The organism is Novosphingobium tardum (genome assembly GCF_042652045.1).
Classification (GTDB): domain Bacteria; phylum Pseudomonadota; class Alphaproteobacteria; order Sphingomonadales; family Sphingomonadaceae; genus Novosphingobium; species Novosphingobium tardum.
On record NZ_JBHSDR010000006.1, the window covers coordinates 1,157,681 to 1,173,955 of the forward strand.

Annotated in this window: 4 protein-coding genes; all 4 read right to left on the bottom strand. The window is 68.2% G+C overall.

Annotation, left to right across the window (positions count from 1 at the left end; translation table 11 throughout):
- Nucleotides 1-51 precede the first annotated feature (51 nt).
- A complete protein-coding gene (locus ACFO0A_RS13645) occupies nucleotides 52-12,150 on the bottom strand; it encodes an Ig-like domain-containing protein (protein ID WP_379539548.1) in 12,099 nt (4,032 codons plus the stop codon).
- Nucleotides 12,151-12,547: 397 nt separating this feature from the next.
- Nucleotides 12,548-13,546: an L-histidine N(alpha)-methyltransferase gene (gene egtD / locus ACFO0A_RS13650; protein WP_379539549.1), complete on the bottom strand. Its 999-nt coding sequence runs from the start codon at nucleotides 13,544-13,546 to the stop codon at nucleotides 12,548-12,550.
- Nucleotides 13,546-14,811, bottom strand: coding sequence for an ergothioneine biosynthesis protein EgtB (egtB, locus tag ACFO0A_RS13655; RefSeq protein ID WP_379539550.1), 1,266 nt, complete (start codon nucleotides 14,809-14,811; stop codon nucleotides 13,546-13,548). The genes egtD and egtB overlap by 1 nt, the downstream gene beginning before the upstream one ends.
- Before the next feature lie 67 nt (nucleotides 14,812-14,878).
- The gene (locus tag ACFO0A_RS13660) at nucleotides 14,879-16,255 is read right to left on the bottom strand and encodes a class II 3-deoxy-7-phosphoheptulonate synthase (RefSeq protein WP_379539551.1); all 1,377 of its coding nucleotides are present in this window, start codon (nucleotides 16,253-16,255) and stop codon (nucleotides 14,879-14,881) included.
- Between the last annotated feature and the right edge of the window lie 20 nt (nucleotides 16,256-16,275).

The window sequence follows — 16,275 nt, forward strand, 5'->3', positions numbered from 1 at the left end:
TTGTCGGTTACAGCCATTTTCTACCGGCGAGCCCACGCGGGCCCGCCATTATTACCCGTGCGCCGCAGCGATGGCGTTCAGGTCGTCCGCGATCTGGTTCTGGAAGAAGACCGGTGTATTCGCGGCATCTCCTCCCACGCTGGCGAACAGCGCGGCGACAAGATCGGCGCCGCCGGTGTGGACTACCGCCCCGGCATCGCCGGCGAAGTGATTGACGACACTATCGACGAAATGGGCCCCGGCGGTGTCGGCGAACGCCGCCTTGACCGCTTCCTGGTTCGTGCCCGCGTCGGCGACATGCTGCTGCCCCGCGGTGGCGGCCTGGCCGCCGCCCATCACCAGCAGAGCGTCCATCATCTGCGTGCCTTCGGCGTTGAAGGTCACCACCGGGCTGGCGCCGGCCGAGGCCGCCACCTGAAGCCCGGCATCGCCGTGATCGGCCGCACCGCCGTCGGCATGCGAAGCCAGCGCTTCGAGGGCGGCCCGGCCCGCGCCGTTGTCGTTGTCGGCGGAACCGAGATGCGACTGCGGATCGTGGGGAGCCTGCTCGGCCGCCGGGGCGAAGAGATCGCCCGCCGGCTTGAGCGTGGTGGCGGTGGTCGGCAGCGACTGCAGCGCTTCGTGAACCGTATCCAGGGTCACAACTGCGGTGTCGTGCGCGGTATCCGCGGCAGCTGCCGGCAGCGCCGGGACGACCGCGGCGGCGGCAGTGGCGAGGACGCCCGCCAGCGCTGCGTTGCCCGCCGCCAGTTCGGCCACCTTCGCCTCGTTCTTGGCCAGCGCCGCGATGGCGAAGGCCGCATCGGCCACGGTGCCCGTCGAACCGTCGGTCCGGGTGAAGGTCGCGCTTCCGGCCACGGTCACGTCGCCGTCGGCGGCAGTGTAGGCCTTGCCGTCCGAAGTCAACGTGATCGATGCGATCCCCAGTTCGGTCAGGGTATGGAATTCGCCCGGATCCGACACGCCGTTGCCGTTGGCATCCTGCCACGCGCCGAACTTCGCGAAGTCGGCGTCGCCGGCATCGAGCAGCCCGTCGTGGTTGGTGTCGAACCGCGCGGCAAGGCCGGCAAGATCGGAGCCACCGGTCGAGAAGGCGATCTCGCGGCCGCTGTCGACGCTGCCGTTGCCGTTGGCGTCGAACGCCAGCAGCCCGTCGCCGTGGCCGACCCAGGCGGTGTGCACCTGGCCCGAGCCGTAGTCGAAGGTCGTACCCGCGGCGAGCGAGGCGAAAGTCACGCCGTCGCCGTTGAGATCGAGCGCGATTGGCGGCGTCGTCGGGTTCAGCGTGATCGCCAGGTTGCCCGAGCTGGCCAGGTCGCCGTCACCATCGATCACCGAGATCGGCGCGGTGAAGTTCACCGGGTCGTTGGTCACGGTCGTGGCGCCGAAATCACCGATCTTGAAGGTGTTGCCGCCGCCGTAGCCGAACTCGATGCTGTTGTAGCCATCGGCCGTGTAGCCCGCGAGGCGCGTGTTATCGACGACGCCCGAGACGCTGGCGCCCCCGCCGCTGAAGGTGACGGTGAAGACGTGCCCGCCGACGCTGTAGCTGCCGTTGGTGGTGACCAGCAGGCTGGCGCCGTTGTAGCTGATCCCGACGCCGGTCAGCGGATCGATCGTGCCGTCGCCGACCGTCTTGAGGACACCCGAGTCGTCGTCGTCCTTCGCGACGATGGTCACGGTGCTCGAACTCGTGATCGCGGTGATCAGGGCGTTGGCGCCGTTCGCGACGTAGTGGCCGGTGAACGACTGGGTCATGTTGGTCGAGAAGTCGCCGCCCGACACCGGGCTGCCGGTGAGGTCGATCACGAAATCGACCCTCATCGCTTCACCCGTGCCGACCGAGTTGCCCGACCCGATGCCGCCCTCGTTGGCGTTCGTATTGACCGTGCTGTTGCCGGTGTTGTTGAGGATCGGCGTCAGGAGCAGGTCCTGGCTGCCGACGGTCGGGCTGGTGAACCCTGCCCACGAGCCGTTGCCGCCGACGAAGTTGTAGCCACCGGCGTTGAAGTCGATCGACGACTTGGAGTCGAGCGGCTGCGCCATCGTCACGACGTACTGGTCGGAGAAGTTGTTCGGCTGGAGCGCGATGGTGAACACCAGCGATGCGTCGGTCGACTTGTAGGCGGTGAGCACCGTGCCGTCGCTGTTGAGCTGGTAGGTCAGCGAGGTCAGGCCCGAGGTGAGGTTCTGGCCCTGCAGCGCGGTGATGGTGGCCGCGGTGAAGATGACTTTGCCGCCATCGGCGCCCATGTTGTTGTCGACGTCGTTGTCGGCATCGAGGTAGGCCGAGTTCGAGCCTCCGATCGCGTTGTTGAGCGCGACCGGCTTGGCCGCGACCGCGGTCGGAGCATCGTCGTTGAACGTGATCGACAGCTTGCCGGTGGTGTCGACATCGCCGTCGCTATCCGCCGCGCGGTAGAAGAGATCGACCACCGGAGCGCTCGTCTCGTCGTTTCCGCCCGCTGCGTGAAGCACGTTGTCGACCAGCGTGACAGTGTACGAACCCGAGGGCGTCAGGCTGACCGTGAACAGGATGCCGCGCGGACCGGTGGCGGTCAGGACGTTGGTGGTGCCGTTCCAGGTGTAGGTAACCGTCTCGGTTCCGACCTGGCCGGTGGTGCCGTTCAGGTTGGCGAAGCTGACCGTGCCGGTGTCGTTGCCGAAGTTGGCCGTCAGCTGGCCGCGGAAGCTCGCCTCGCTCGACAGCGCGCCGTCGAGATCGCCGACGTTGGCGTTGATGTCGCCCGCGGTGCTGAGCGGATTGCCGTTGGCCAGGCCGTCATCGTCCACGGTCGCGGTCACATTGGCCACGATCGGGGCCGAGTCCGGCTGGAGCGTGACCGAGACCGTCTGGGTCGCGGTGTCGCCGTCACCGTCGGTGATGGTGTAGGTGAACGAGTCCAGCACGCTGGTGCTGCCCGCGCCCGGGTTGGGCGTATAGGTCAGCGTCGTGCCGTTCAGCGTCACCACGCCCTGCGTCGGCTGGGTGAAGGTGATCGCACCCGTCAGCGCGAGGCCATCGGCGCCGGCCGCGAAGCTGCCGGCAAGCGGGATGGTGAACGCGAGGTTCTCGGTCGCCTGCATGGCGCTGACCGGGCTGGCCGTCGGCGTATCGTCGTCGAACTTGATCGACAGGACGCCGGCGGTCGAAACGTCGAGATCCTGGTCGGTCAGCTTGTAGCCGAGCGTGATGTCGACGTCGTTTTCCGCGCCCGCCGCGGTGTGCAGCACGTTGTCGACCAGCGTCACCGTATAGGCGCCGGTGTTGGCATTGGTGATCTGGACCGTGAACAGCGTCAGTCCGAGCCGTCCGGTATCGGGCGAGGACGTGATCCTGGCGGTGAGCAGCGAGCCATCGGCCGAGACGGTGTAGGTCACGGTTTCCTGGCCCATCACCTGGGTGTCGTTGGTCAGCGCGGTCAGCGCGAAGGTGTTCGTGCCGTCGCCCGGAGTGCCGCCAAGCAGACCCTTGAAGATCGCCTCGCTGGTGCTGTCGAGATCGTCGGGGTTGGTGAAGGTGTTGGCGTCGATGTCGCCCGTCCCGCCCAGGATCCCGCCCGAGAGGCCCTCGTCGTCGACAGCCGCGCTGGCGGTGGTCGCCACCGGCATCAGGTCGCCGATCTGGATCGTCAGCGTCGTCGTGTCGAAGTCGCCGTCGTTGTCGGTCAGCGTGTAGTTGAACACGTCGCTGGCCCCGCCGCCCGCGCCCGCAGTGCGGGTGTAGCTGTAGGCGCCGGTCGTCGCGTTGAGTGTCAGGGTGCCGTACTGCCCGGCGATGACATAGTTGCCGCTGCCATCGACCGTGCTGTCGCTCGTGCCAGCCGCGGTATTGGTCACCAGGGTGATCGAGGAACCGTCGGCGCCGCGATAGTCGTTGGTCAGCACGTTGCCCGTCGCCGGGCCAGTGCCGCCGCCCGAGATGCCGTTGGTATCGAGCACCGCATCGACGCCGTCGTCGCGGAATACGATGTTGTTGCCGATCGCCTGGCTGGCGGTCGCGGTGTCGCCGTCAAAGTCCTTGATCGTGATCGTCGCGTTGACGAGGCCGGTCAGGTCGAGCGTGTCGTCATACGCCGCAGGCGTGTTGCCGTCGGTGTTGTGCTCGAGCGCGACGTTCTGAGTCAGGGTGACCTTGCCGTCGCTGCCGATGGAGACGGTGAACGCGGTGGTGGTGCCGTTGTACTGGCCGGTGATGGTGGTGGCGCTGGTCTGGACAAGCGTGATCGGGAAATCGCCGATCGCGGTCTTGAGCAGGGTCGTACCGCCGCCGTTGATGGTGAGGCCGTAAGTGGTGGCCCCCGTCAGCGCCTGGCCGTCGGCCCCGAAGGCCGTCGTGGCGGTGATCGCGGAAGTCAGCGAGGTGGCGCTGATCGGCCCGCCGGCGAAGTTCGCGCCGGCAGTGGTCTCGTCAACGCTGACGGCAGCTCCGGCCGCCACGTTGGTGAGCGACGGGCCGTCATCGGCGAAGCAGATGTTGCCGCCCAGGTCGATCGTCTCGCTGTCGGTCGCGGTGTCGCCGTCGCGGTCGGTGATCGTGGCGCTGGCGGTGAGCGTGATGTGCCCGTTGGCCAGGGTCGCGAACTGGTCCGCGAACGGCGCGTCGGTTCCGGGAACCGGCGATGTTTCGGGCGCGTGATCGACCTGCTGGTACTGGTTGAGCGTGACGGTGCCGTCGCTCGCCACCGAGACGCGGAACACGACAGATCCGTCGATCGTGGTCGGCGCGGTGCCCGAGGTCGAGCCGACGATCGATCCGTCGGCCAGCTCGTAGAGGGTGATCGCCACGCCGTGGCTGGACAGCCCCGAGGCCCCGCCGGTCACGGCGAGATCATAGGACAGCGACGGGGTGGTCGTCGTGCCATCGGCTCCCGCGTTAGAGGAGAGCGCGAAGATGCTGCTGAACCGCGCCGTCGACGAGTCGCTGTCGGTGAGCGGGCCGGCGGTGTCGGCGTCCTGCGTGGTGAGGACCACGTTCGCCTCGGTGCCCTGCGTCACATTGATCGAAGGCACGTCGTCGAGAACCGAAACGTTGAACGAACCGGTGGTCGTGTCGCCGTCGCGATCGGTGACCTGGAAGGTCACGCCGCTCAGGGTGTCGGTGTCCTCAATTCCCGGGGTCGCATGCTGGATCGGCTGCGAAAGAACGGTCGAGTACGTGTAGGTCACGTCGCCCGTGCCCGGTCCCGCGGTCGCGCCGGTCAGCGTGATGCGGATCACCTCGGCGCCCGCGGCCGAACCCTCGCGGCCGACCAGCGCGCCGCCTTCGACGGCGAAGACGACCGGCGCGCCGGACAGCGTTACGAACTGCGTGTCGTAGGCTGCGTCGTCGACCAGGACGATCGAGCTGGCGAGATTGACCGGGACGTCGTTGCCGAAGTTGACCACGGCCTGGCCGCTGGTGTCGGTCAGGCTGTTGCTGCCCGCCGTCTCGGTCGGATGGATCAGCGCGCCGCCGTCCGGGTTGTGATTGGCGAAGCCGTCTTCATCGACCGACAGGTTGGTGGTCGTCTTGACGCTGGGCGTCGAGTCGGGCTGCAGGGTGATCGAAACGGTCTTCGTCACGCTGTCGCCGTCGGCGTCGGTCACCGTGTAGGTGAAGCTGTCGCTCGTCCCCGCAGGCGGGCTGCCCGCGCCCGAGGCCGGGGTGTAGGTGAAGGTGCCGTTGCCATTGTAGGTGACGGTGCCCTGGCTGGCGGTGGTGAAGCTCACCCCGGTGGCCAGGTTCACGCCGTCCGCGCCCGCGACGAAGTGTCCGGCGAGGCTGATCGAGAACGCCTGGTTCTCGTTCGGCTGGATTACCGAGAACGAATCCGCGGTCGGCACGTCGTCGTCGAAATTGATGGTGATCGTCCCGGTGTCGGTGTCGCCGCCGACCGGGTTCGTGTCGCTGTCGCTGACGGTATAGGTGAGCGCGACGGTCGAGTTGTTCTCGGTGTTGTCGCCCGCGAGCCCGTCAAGCGTCGGCTGGTGGATCGGGTTGACCAGCGTGACCGTGTAGGCGCCGCTGTGGGTGTCGGTGATCTGCACCGTGAACAGGACGGTCCCCGCGCGGGCCTGGGCAACGCCGCCGCCATCCAGCGCCGCAACCGTCGCGGTCAGCGTGTTGGTGGCCGCATTATAGGTCAGCGTGGCCTGCTCGGTGCCCACCAGCGTGGTGCCGGCGGCCGAGGCCAGGGTGTAGGTCAGCGGCGCGTCGGCGGTGCCGGCGGAAACGCCGAGCGTGCCGGTCCACACTGCCTCGCTGGACGTTCCGGTGCCGGATTCGCCCGCGTTCTGGTTGTCGTCGCCGTTGGTCGCGTCGCCGGTCGGGTTGCCGCCGGCCAGGCCGTCGTCATCGACCTTGGCCAGGACGTCGAGCGCCACGGGCACCGAATCCGGCTGGAGCGTGACGGTGACCGTCGCGGTGGACGGATCGCCGTCGCCGTCAATGATGGTGTACTGGAAGGTGTCGGTCGTGTGGCCGTCGCTGCCCGCGCCCGAGGCCGGGGTATAGGTGAACAGCCCGGTGGCCGGATCGTAGGTGACGGTGCCGTACTGGCCCTGGGTCGAGACGAAGACCTTGGTCGCATCGGTCGTCGCGACGCTGTCGGCACCAAAGGTGTCGTTGGTCAGCGCGGCGATCGTGATCGGCTGGTTCTCGGTCGTCTGCGTCGCGACGTCGTCGGCCGCGGTCGGCGTATCGTCGACGATGTTGATCGTCAGCGTCGCGTTCGCGGGATCGCCGTCGGCATCGAGGAAGGTCACCGGGAAGCTGACGCTGGTGGCGTCGCCGCTGGTGTTGTCCGTGAGGGTGTAGGTGTAGTTGAACGACCCGTCGCCGGTCGTTTCGTCGAACGTCGCCGACGTGATCACCAGCGTGCCGGTGGGGTTCGCCGGATCGGTGACGGTGATCGGGAAGGTCGTCGACCCATTGATGGTCACGCCGTTGATGATCAGCGCGCTCGCGCCGTCCAGCGAATGGAAGGTGGCGGTGCCGCTGACGGTCTCGCTCGGCGCCGCCTGGTTCGAACCGGCGGACTCGCCCGGCCGGGCGGGAAGGCCCGCTTCATAGACCGTGGTCGTCGCGCCGCCCGCGTCGGGAACGGTCAGGGTCGGGGTCGAGTCGCCGATCGCGATGGTCAGCGTGGTGCCCGACGAGTCGCCGTCACCATCGGTCAGGCGATAGAAGAAGGTCTCGTTGACGCCGCCCGGGCTGCCCGCGTCGCGGGTGTAGCTGTAGGTGCCGTCGTCGCTCAGCGTCAGGACGCCGTACTGGCCCTGAATCGTCGTCGATCCGCCCGGCGTGATGAAATGCTGGCTGCCGGTAACGAACGCGCCGTTGACGATCAGCCCGACAAGGGTGACGCGCGCGCCGTCGGCGCCCGCGACATCGGCCCCGGCCGCGCCGCTGGTGGTGCCCACGCCGGTGAAGACGTTGCCGCCCTCAGGCCCGAAGGTCCCCGCGGCCAGCGCATCGGTATCGGCGAGCGCGGTCGGCACGTCGTCGAGCACCGAGACGTTGAACGCGCCGGTCGTGGTATCGGTGTCGCTGTCGGTGACCTGGAAGGTCACGCCGCTCAGCGTGACGGTGTCCTCGCTGCCCGCGACGACGTGCTGGACCGGCTGCGAAAGGAGCGTGGTGTACGTGTAGACCACGTCGCCAGGGTTGGGCCCGAGCGCCGCGCCGGTGATGGTCACGCGGATGACTTCGGCGCCGGCGGAGGAACCGGCGCGGCCGATCAGGACGCCGCCTTCGAGCGCGAAGACGACTTGCTGGCCCGACAGCGTCTTGAGCTGGGTGTCGTAGGCCGGATTGTCGACCAGGACGATCGCGGCCAGCAGATCGGCGGGAACGTCCTTGCCGAAGTTGACCGTGGCAGTGCCCGTTGCCGAGGTGCTGCCCGAGCCGGCGGTTTCCGCGGGATTGGCCTGAAGCGGATTGGCGTCGGTGTTCGCACCGGGCAGCCCGTCCTCGTCGACCGTCAGGTTGGTGGTCGACTTCACCATCGGGACCGAGTCGGCCAGGAGGTTCAGCGTGACGGTCGCGAGCGAGACGTCGCCGTCGGCATCGGTGATCCGGTAGGTGAAGCTGTCGGTGCCTTCAGCGCCAGGGAGGGCGGTGTAGGAGAAGGTGCCGTCGCCGTTGTAGACGACCGTGCCCTTGGTCGGGCTGGCCGAAACCGCGACGCCGATCGCCAGCACGACGCCGTCGGCGCCGGCGCTGTCGTTGGCGAAGGCGTTGATCAGGACAGAGCCCTGCTCGGGCACCGCGATCGGGCCGTCGTCGCGCGCGATCGGGGCATCGTCGACCACGACCACTTCGAGGCGGTCGGTCGCGACCGAGCCGTCGCTGTCGGTCGCGGTGACCACGAAGGTGTCGATAAGCTGCGCATTGGCCGCGCCGGTGTGCGCCACCGTGCTGTCGTTGAGCGTGTAGCTGTAGCCGACCACGGCCGAAACGGTCGCGCCCGTCGCGTCCTTGACCGGGGTGACCGAAGTGATCGTGAGCGTGCCGTGATCGTTGACCACGGTGCGGCCGGCCACGAAGGCCCCGCCGGTGTAGACGGTCATCCCGCCGACGGTGATCGCGGTGATTCCGTCGATCCCCGCGACGCTGAACGTGCCGGTCTGGGTCAGCGCGGCAGCGTTGGGTGCGGTGCCGTCGGGCAGGTTGGCTTCGTAGACGGTCTCCTCGCCCCCGGCGAGGTCGAGGCCGGTGATGGTGACCGGGTCGTTCGAGCCGTTGATCGTGATCGTCAGCGTGGTCGTCCGGCTGTCGCCGTCGCCATCGGTCAGGGTGTAGCCGAACGTTTCGGTCAGGCTGCGGGTGCCGTTGAGGCCCTGGACCAGCGGGTTGCTGTTATCGAGGACGTAGTTGTAGCTGCCGTCGGCATTGAGCGTCAGGCTGCCGTAAGTGCCGGCAAGCGCGCTGCCGACCGTGCCGGTGGTCGCGCCGAAGCTGAACCCGGTGATGGCTGCGCCATCGGCGCCCTGCGTGTCGGTGACGCCGTCGGTGACGTTGGCGTCGGTGCCGCCGCTGCCGGTGATGACGTTGCCGTCGGCGACCAGCGGACCGTCCTCGGTCACGCTGTCTGCATCCGCACGCGCAGTCGGCACGTCGTCGATGATCGCGATCGAGAGCGTCCCCGCCGAGCTGTCGCCGTCGAGATCGGTGACCGACACGGCGAAGTTGTCGGACGTGTTGTCGCCCGAGGTGTTGGTGGTGAGCTCGTAAGTGTAGCCTACCGCTCCCGGCGCGAGGCTGGTGATCGTCAGGGTGCCGTAGGTGCCGGTGATGACCTGGCCGACCGTGGTGATCGTGGTGCCGCCGATGACGATCGTCGCCGGGCCGTCAGGCGCGGTGTAGGTGAACGAGCCGTTCGCGAACTCGGTGTTGGTGGCCGCGGCCGATCCGGTCGACAGGCCCGCCTCGGCAACGACCGCGCCCGCCTGCCCGGCGGTGGGCAGGGTCAGCGTGGTGGTGCTGTCGCCCAGCGCGATGGTGAGGTTGGCGGTGGCCTTGTCGCCGTCGCCGTCGGTGATGGTGTAAGTGAAGCTGTCGCTCACCCCGCCCGGCGTGCCGGGATTGCGGGCATAGCTGTAGCTGCCGTCGGCGGCGATGGTCAGGGTGCCGTAAGTACCCGCGACGGTCGCGCCCGCCACACCGGACGAGCCGCTGCCGGCGTAGCCGGTCACGACCGCGCTGTCGGCGCCGGGGGTGTCGTTGGCGAGGACGTTGCCGGTCGCCGGGCCATAGCTGCCCGCGGCGATCGAATTGCTGTCGTCCGCTGCGGCCGGGACATCGTCGGCGATCGCGATGACCAGCGTGGTGCTGGCCTTGTCGCCGTCGCTGTCGGTCAGCGTCACGGTGAAGCTGTCGCTGTCCGGATCGGCCAGGGTGTTGTCGCTCAGCGTGTAGCTGTAGCCATAGACGCCGTTGGCGAGAGTGACGGTAAGGACGCCCTTCGCGGAGGTGACCGAGCCGCCCGCGGTCACGTCGACCCCGTTGATCACCAGGCTGGCAAGCGTGTCGCCGCCGGTGTTGAACGAGATGCTCCCCGTCGTCGTCTCGCCGTTGCCCGCGGCCTGCGAGCCGGCCGATTCACCGGCGCGCGCGGGCAGGCCCGCCTCGTCCACGCTGTTGCCGCCAAGGACCGAGATGGTCGGGAAGGAATCGGCCTGCAGCGTGATGGTGACTGTCGCGCGGCTGTTGTCGCCGTCGCCGTCGGTGATCGTGTAGTCGAAGGTGACCGCGCCTGTTTCGCCCGGGGCGGGGGTGTAGGTGAAGGTGCCGTCGCCGTTGTAGGCAAGCGTGCCCGCGCCACTGAGCGTGCCCGGAACCGCCGCGATCGCGCCCGGCGCGACGCTGTCGGCGCCCGGAACGTCGTTGGCGAAGGCGTTGATCGTGACCGGCGCGTTCTCGCTCGACTGCGTCGCGGTGTCGTTGACCGCCAGGGGCACGTCATCGACCACGGTGATGACGAAGTTGCCCGAGGCCGTGTCGCCATCGACGTCGGTGACGACGACCGTGAACGGAATCGTCGTGTTGTCGCCCGAGGTGTTGTCGTTGAGCGTGAAGGTGTAGCCGATCGTGCCGCCCATCAGGTCGAACGACGTGATCGTGAGCATGCCCGAGGGAACCGTGATCACCGCGCCGACGGCGACCGTCGTGCCGTTGATGGTGACGCCGGCGGGCGTGTCGCCGCTGGTGAAGCCGATGGTGCCGCTGGTGCTCTCGATCGGCGCGGCAGCCTGCGAGCCGGGAGCCTCGGTCCCGCGCGCGGGCAGGCCCGCCTCGAACACGGTGGTCGAGGGACCGACGACCGGAAGCGAGTCGAGCGAAGGCATCGCGTCGCCGATCGCAATCGTCAGGGTCGAGGTGGAAGTGCTGCCGTCGCCATCGGTCAGGGTGTAGTTGAAGACGTCGTTCACGCCGCCGGCGGTGCCGGGATTGCGGGCATAGCTGTAGCTGCCGTCGGCCTTGATGGTCAGCACGCCGTACTGGCCGGAGACCTGGAGGTTGCCGGACGCGTCGAAGCTGGTGTCGGCGTTCGCGGCAATCGCCGCGCTCGCGATGCGGGTGATGCCCGCGCCGGCGCCGGTGATGCCGTCGGCGCCGGGGGTGTCCGCGCCGGCCACGCCGCTGGTGGTGCCCGTTCCGGTAATGACGTTGCCGGTCTGCACGGCATAGCTGCCCGCGGCGACCGCATCGGTATCGGCGCGCGCGGTCGGCACGTCGTCGATGGCGTTGACCGTCAGGGTGGCGGTGGCGGTATCGCCGTCCGTGTCGACGACGACGACCGTGAACACGTCGGCCAGCGTCGCGCCGACGAGGTTGTCGGTCAGCGTGTAGCTGTAGCCGGCGGTGCCGGCGGTGAGGTCGAAGCTGGTGATCGTCAGCGTGCCGCGCGGACTGACGAAGGTCTGGCCCACGCCGGTCAGCGCGATGCCGTTGATGGTCAGCGATGCAAGGCCATCGGGAGCCGCAAACACGATCGTGCCGGTCGTGCCCTCGCTCGGCGCGGAGGGATTGCTGCCCGCGGGCTCGGCACCACGCGCCGGAAGCCCGGCCTCGTTGACGGTGGCGGTCGCGGCGGTCGTGCCGGCCGGCTGGTCGGGCGTGACGATGATCGCGGTCGACGGGCGATCGGGCAGCGCCGGCAGGACTTCCCGCGATTGCTGCGCGGGGAACTGCAGCGCGGTCGGCGGAAGCAGGTCGCCGATCTTATAGGCATCCTGGATCGGACCGGCGGGATCGAAGAAGTTGCCGCCCGAGCTGCGGACCAGGCCGGCTGCGGGTTCGATCGGCTCCTCGCCGATCAGCAGCGCGGCGAGGTTGAGCGGAGGCACGGCCACGCCGTCGACCACGATCTCGGGCACGAACACCGCGCCTTCGGGAATGACGTAGACAGTGCCGTCGGGCATCGTGACGATGAGGTCGCGCCCGCTGACGGTGATGTCGTCGAGGCTGGCACCCGTGGGCAGGACGACCACGCCGTCCGCGCCGGGAAGCAGGGGTACGCCGCCGCTGCGCGCGACCGCTGCGGCCGTCGCCGCGATCACCGGTGCCGCTGCCGCCGCCATATCGCGCATGTCGCGCATTGCTGCAGCGTCATGGCCGTCAGTGGCCTGGTCGAGCTTCCCGTGGGGGGCGTTTTCGTAGTCCATGCGTCATATGCCTCGAACTGGTGCCGGCGGCCGCGTGGCCCCGGGGCGAAGTCATTTACGCAGGACGAACAGCTGCCCCGGATGGGGAGGAGTGATTCCAAACCTGCGCTGCGCCCTTCGTGTGCCGGATGCTTTTTCCGCTGGCCTCGAAAGTGCCTGAGCGAGTCGCATGACCTGGCTGCCACGTGCCCTATCCAAACCACCGGTGCGGAATGGTTGCAAGGGGATTAACCATCAAGAGCAATTACTTCGAAACATGTGACATTCGTCATTGCCACGGATTTCCGCCGCTTTCGGAGGGCGCGCGACTCGCGCGCCAGAACGAGACTCAGCGGAGACGGACTGAGGAGATCAGCCCTCAACTAACGTTGGGAAAAGGCAAATTTATCCACAGCCCTCAGGGTGCGGAACGCGGCTCGCTCGCCTCGGCAAGGACGACGCTGAAGCGCTCTTGCGAATCGGTCCAGCGTGCCAAAGGGGTCCACCCTCCGGCCAAAAGAAGCATCGTGCTGCCTCTCGGTTCGTACTTGTGACTGTTCTCGGTGTGGATCGATTCGCCGGCGCGAATCGCAAACGGCTGGCCCGCCACTTCGAAGTCGACGTCGCTGCCGGCAACCAAGTGCATCTCGATCCGGGAGAGCGAATCGTTCCAGCGCGCTTCGTGCCGAAAGGCCGCGACGGGGATATCGCCGTCGAGCTCGCGATTGATCCGGTCGAGCAGGTTGAGATTGAACGCGGCAGTCACGCCCTCGGCATCATCATAGGCTGCGACCAGCATCGCCGGGTCCTTGATCAGGTCGAGCCCGATGAGAAGCTGCGATCCGTCCCCGAGGGTGGCCCGCATCGAGCGCAAGAGGTCCACTGCGGTCGGCGGCACCAGGTTGCCGATGGTCGAACCGGGAAAGAAGCCGAGCTTGGGAAGGCCGGCGACCAGTCCCGGCAGTTCGACCGGCTTGGTGAAGTCCGCCTCGACCGGAAAGACCGCGAGGCCGGGAAAATCGGCGGCCAGCGCGGCCGAGGATTTGCGCAGGAAATCGCCCGATATGTCGATGGGCACATAGGCCGCCGGTGCGATCGCGCGCAGCAGGTGCGGGGTCTTGGCGCTGCTGCCCGAACCGAATTCCACGACCGCGCGCCCCTCGCCCGTGAGCCCCGCGATCTCGCTGCCGCGCCGGGCCAGGATCTCGGTCTCGGCGCGCGTGGGGTAATAGGCGGCGAGCGCGGTGATGTCCTCGAACAGGCGCGAACCCGCCTCGTCGTAGAACCAGCGCGAAGGCACCGCCTTCTGGCGCTGGGCAAGGCCGCGCAGCACGTCTTCCCGGAATGCCCGGTCGACGCCGTCGGCATCCTCGTCAACGATCCGCAATCCTGCGCGCAAGCCGTGGTCGGAAGCCATCACATGTCCTTGGCAAGCCGCAGTCCGGTGAACTGCCAGCGCTGGTGCGGGTAGAAGAAATTGCGGTAGCACGCGCGCGAATGGCCGCGTGGTGTCGCGCAGCTCGCGCCCTTCAGCACGAACTGGCCCGACATGAACTTGCCGTTGTATTCGCCCACCGCGCCTTCGGCGGCGCGAAAACGCGGGTGCGGCAGGTAGGCCGAGCGGGTCCATTGCCAGCAATTGCCGAACAGGGAGGGCGCAGCCTCAGCGACCGGCTGGACCGGACCGGCACGGTCGAGCTGGTTCCCCGATGCCGGATCTGAGGCGGCGGCAACCGCTTCCCATTCGGCCTCGATCGGCAGACGCGCGCCCGCCCACTGGGCGAATGCGTCGGCCTCGAAATACGAAATGTGGGTCACCGGCACATCGGGATCGCGCTCTTCCCAGCCCGCCAGGGTGAAGTGCCGCGTGCCGTCCCAATAGAGCGGCGCGCCGATCCCTTCGCGCCGGACCCAGGCCCAGCCGTCGGACAGCCACAGCAGCGGCTGGGCATAGCCGCCGTCGGCGATGAAGGCGTCCCATTCGCGGTTCGTGACGAGCGCGGCCGAAATCGCGAAAGGCTGAAGCAGCACCTCGTGGCGCGGCCCTTCGCAATCGAAGGCGAATCCGTTGCCGTCATGGCCGATCGAAACGGTCCCGCCGGAATGTTCGATCCACTTCGCCGGCGCGCCTTCCATGGCAAGCCGGGCACGGGGCTGCGGCGGCCACAACGCGGGGCCGAGCGGGTTCTGGAACAGGGCGTGCTTGATGTCGGTCTGCAGCAGTTCCTCGTGCTGTTGTTCGTGCGCCAGCCCCAGCGCGATCAGCCCGGCGCATTCGGGATCGTCCAGCAGCGGCCCCATCGCGGCATCGACGTGGGCGCGATAGGCTATGACCTCCGCCAGGGTCGGGCGCGACAGCAACCCGCGCGCGAAACGGTCGATCCGCGCGCCTTCGCTTTCGTAATAGCTGTTGAACAGGAACGGCCAGTCGTCGCTGAAGCGCGCGTATCCGGGCACGCGTTCGCGCAGCAGGAAGGTTTCGAAGAACCACGTCGTGTGCGCCAGGTGCCACTTGGCGGGCGAGGCGTCTTCCATCGACTGGAGCGTGGCGTCGGCATCGGACAGCGGCGCGGCCAGCGCTTCGCTCAGCGCGCGAACCGACCGGTAGCTGTGCGCCACCTCGCCAGCGCCTTGCGCCGTGTCGGCTGGTTGCGCCAAGCCCGCTGTCACCCCCTTGTGCATCACTCCATGATGCAGATGTGGCCGACAAGTTCCACCCCGAGCCATAAAAAGGCCCGGGGGCGAGGGTTCAGGCGGCTTGCGCTTTGCCCTTTTCCTGCCGCTCGAGGTTGAGCATGTCGGCCAGCAGGAACGCCAGCTCGATCGACTGCGCCGCGTTGAGCCGGGGATCGCAATGGGTGTGATAGCGATCGCCCAGCGTCTCGTGGGTGATCGCCACCGCGCCGCCGACGCATTCGGTTACGTCCTGCCCGGTCATCTCGATATGGATGCCGCCGGCATGCGTGCCTTCCGCGCGGTGGACCGCGAAGAAGCTGCGCACTTCGGCCAGGATGCGGTCGAAGGGGCGGGTCTTGAAGCCCGAATTCGTCTTCACGATGTTGCCGTGCATCGGATCGCACGACCACACCACGGGGTGCCCTTCGCGAGTGACCGCGCGGAGCAGCGGTGGCAGCCCCTCGCCCACCTTGTCGTGCCCGAAGCGCGCGATCAGCGTGATCCGGCCGGGAATGCGCCCCGGGTTGAGCGTGTCCAGCATCCGCAGCAGCGCATCGGGCGTCAGGCTGGGGCCGCACTTCATTCCCAGCGGGTTGCCGATGCCGCGCATGAACTCGACGTGCGCCGATCCCTCGAACCGGGTGCGGTCGCCGATCCACAGCATGTGCGCGCTGGTGTCGTACCAGCCGCCGGTCAGCGAATCCTGCCGCGTCATCGCCTGCTCGTAGGGCAGCAGCAGGGCCTCGTGGCTGGTGAAGAACTGCGTCGCCTGGAGCTGCGGCACGGTCTCGGGATTGACCCCGCAGGCCTGCATGAAGTCGAGCGCCTCGCTGATCCGGTCGGCGGTCTCGGCGAACTTCGATGCCCACGGGCTGCGGCCGATGTGATCGAGCGTCCACTGATGGACCTGGCGCAAGTTGGCATAGCCGCCGCCGGCGAAGGCGCGCAGCAGGTTGAGCGTGGCCGCCGCCTGGCTGTAGGCGCGGACCATCCGCTCGGGATCCGGGCGGCGGGCATCGGCGTCGAACTCGATCCCGTTGATGTTGTCGCCGAGGTAGCTGGGCAGCTCGACCCCGCCGATCGTCTCGGTCGGCGAAGAGCGCGGCTTGGCGAACTGGCCGGCCATGCGCCCGACCTTCACCACCGGCAACTTGCCCGCGAACGTCAGCACGACGGCCATCTGCAGGAGCACCCGGAAGGTGTCGCGGATGTTGTTCGGATGGAACTCGGCAAAACTTTCGGCGCAGTCCCCGCCCTGAAGCAGGAAACCACGGCCCGCCGCCACTTCGGCAAGCTCGGCCTGAAGCGCGCGCGCCTCTCCGGCAAAGACGAGCGGCGGATAGTGGGCGAGAGTCGCCTCGACCCGGGCGAGGTCCGCCGGATCGGGATAGGACGGCAGGTGCCGGCCCTCGAATCCGCGCCAGCTATCGGAAGTCCAGGTACTCGCCACGTTTCGCGTCCTTGTTGCGC

Coding starts and splice junctions, on each gene's coding strand:
- ACFO0A_RS13645 (WP_379539548.1), bottom strand. CDS start 12,150: ATGGACTACGAAAACGCCCCCCACGGGAAGCTCGACCAGGCCACTGAC.
- egtD (WP_379539549.1), bottom strand. CDS start 13,546: ATGGCTTCCGACCACGGCTTGCGCGCAGGATTGCGGATCGTTGACGAG.
- egtB (WP_379539550.1), bottom strand. CDS start 14,811: ATGCACAAGGGGGTGACAGCGGGCTTGGCGCAACCAGCCGACACGGCG.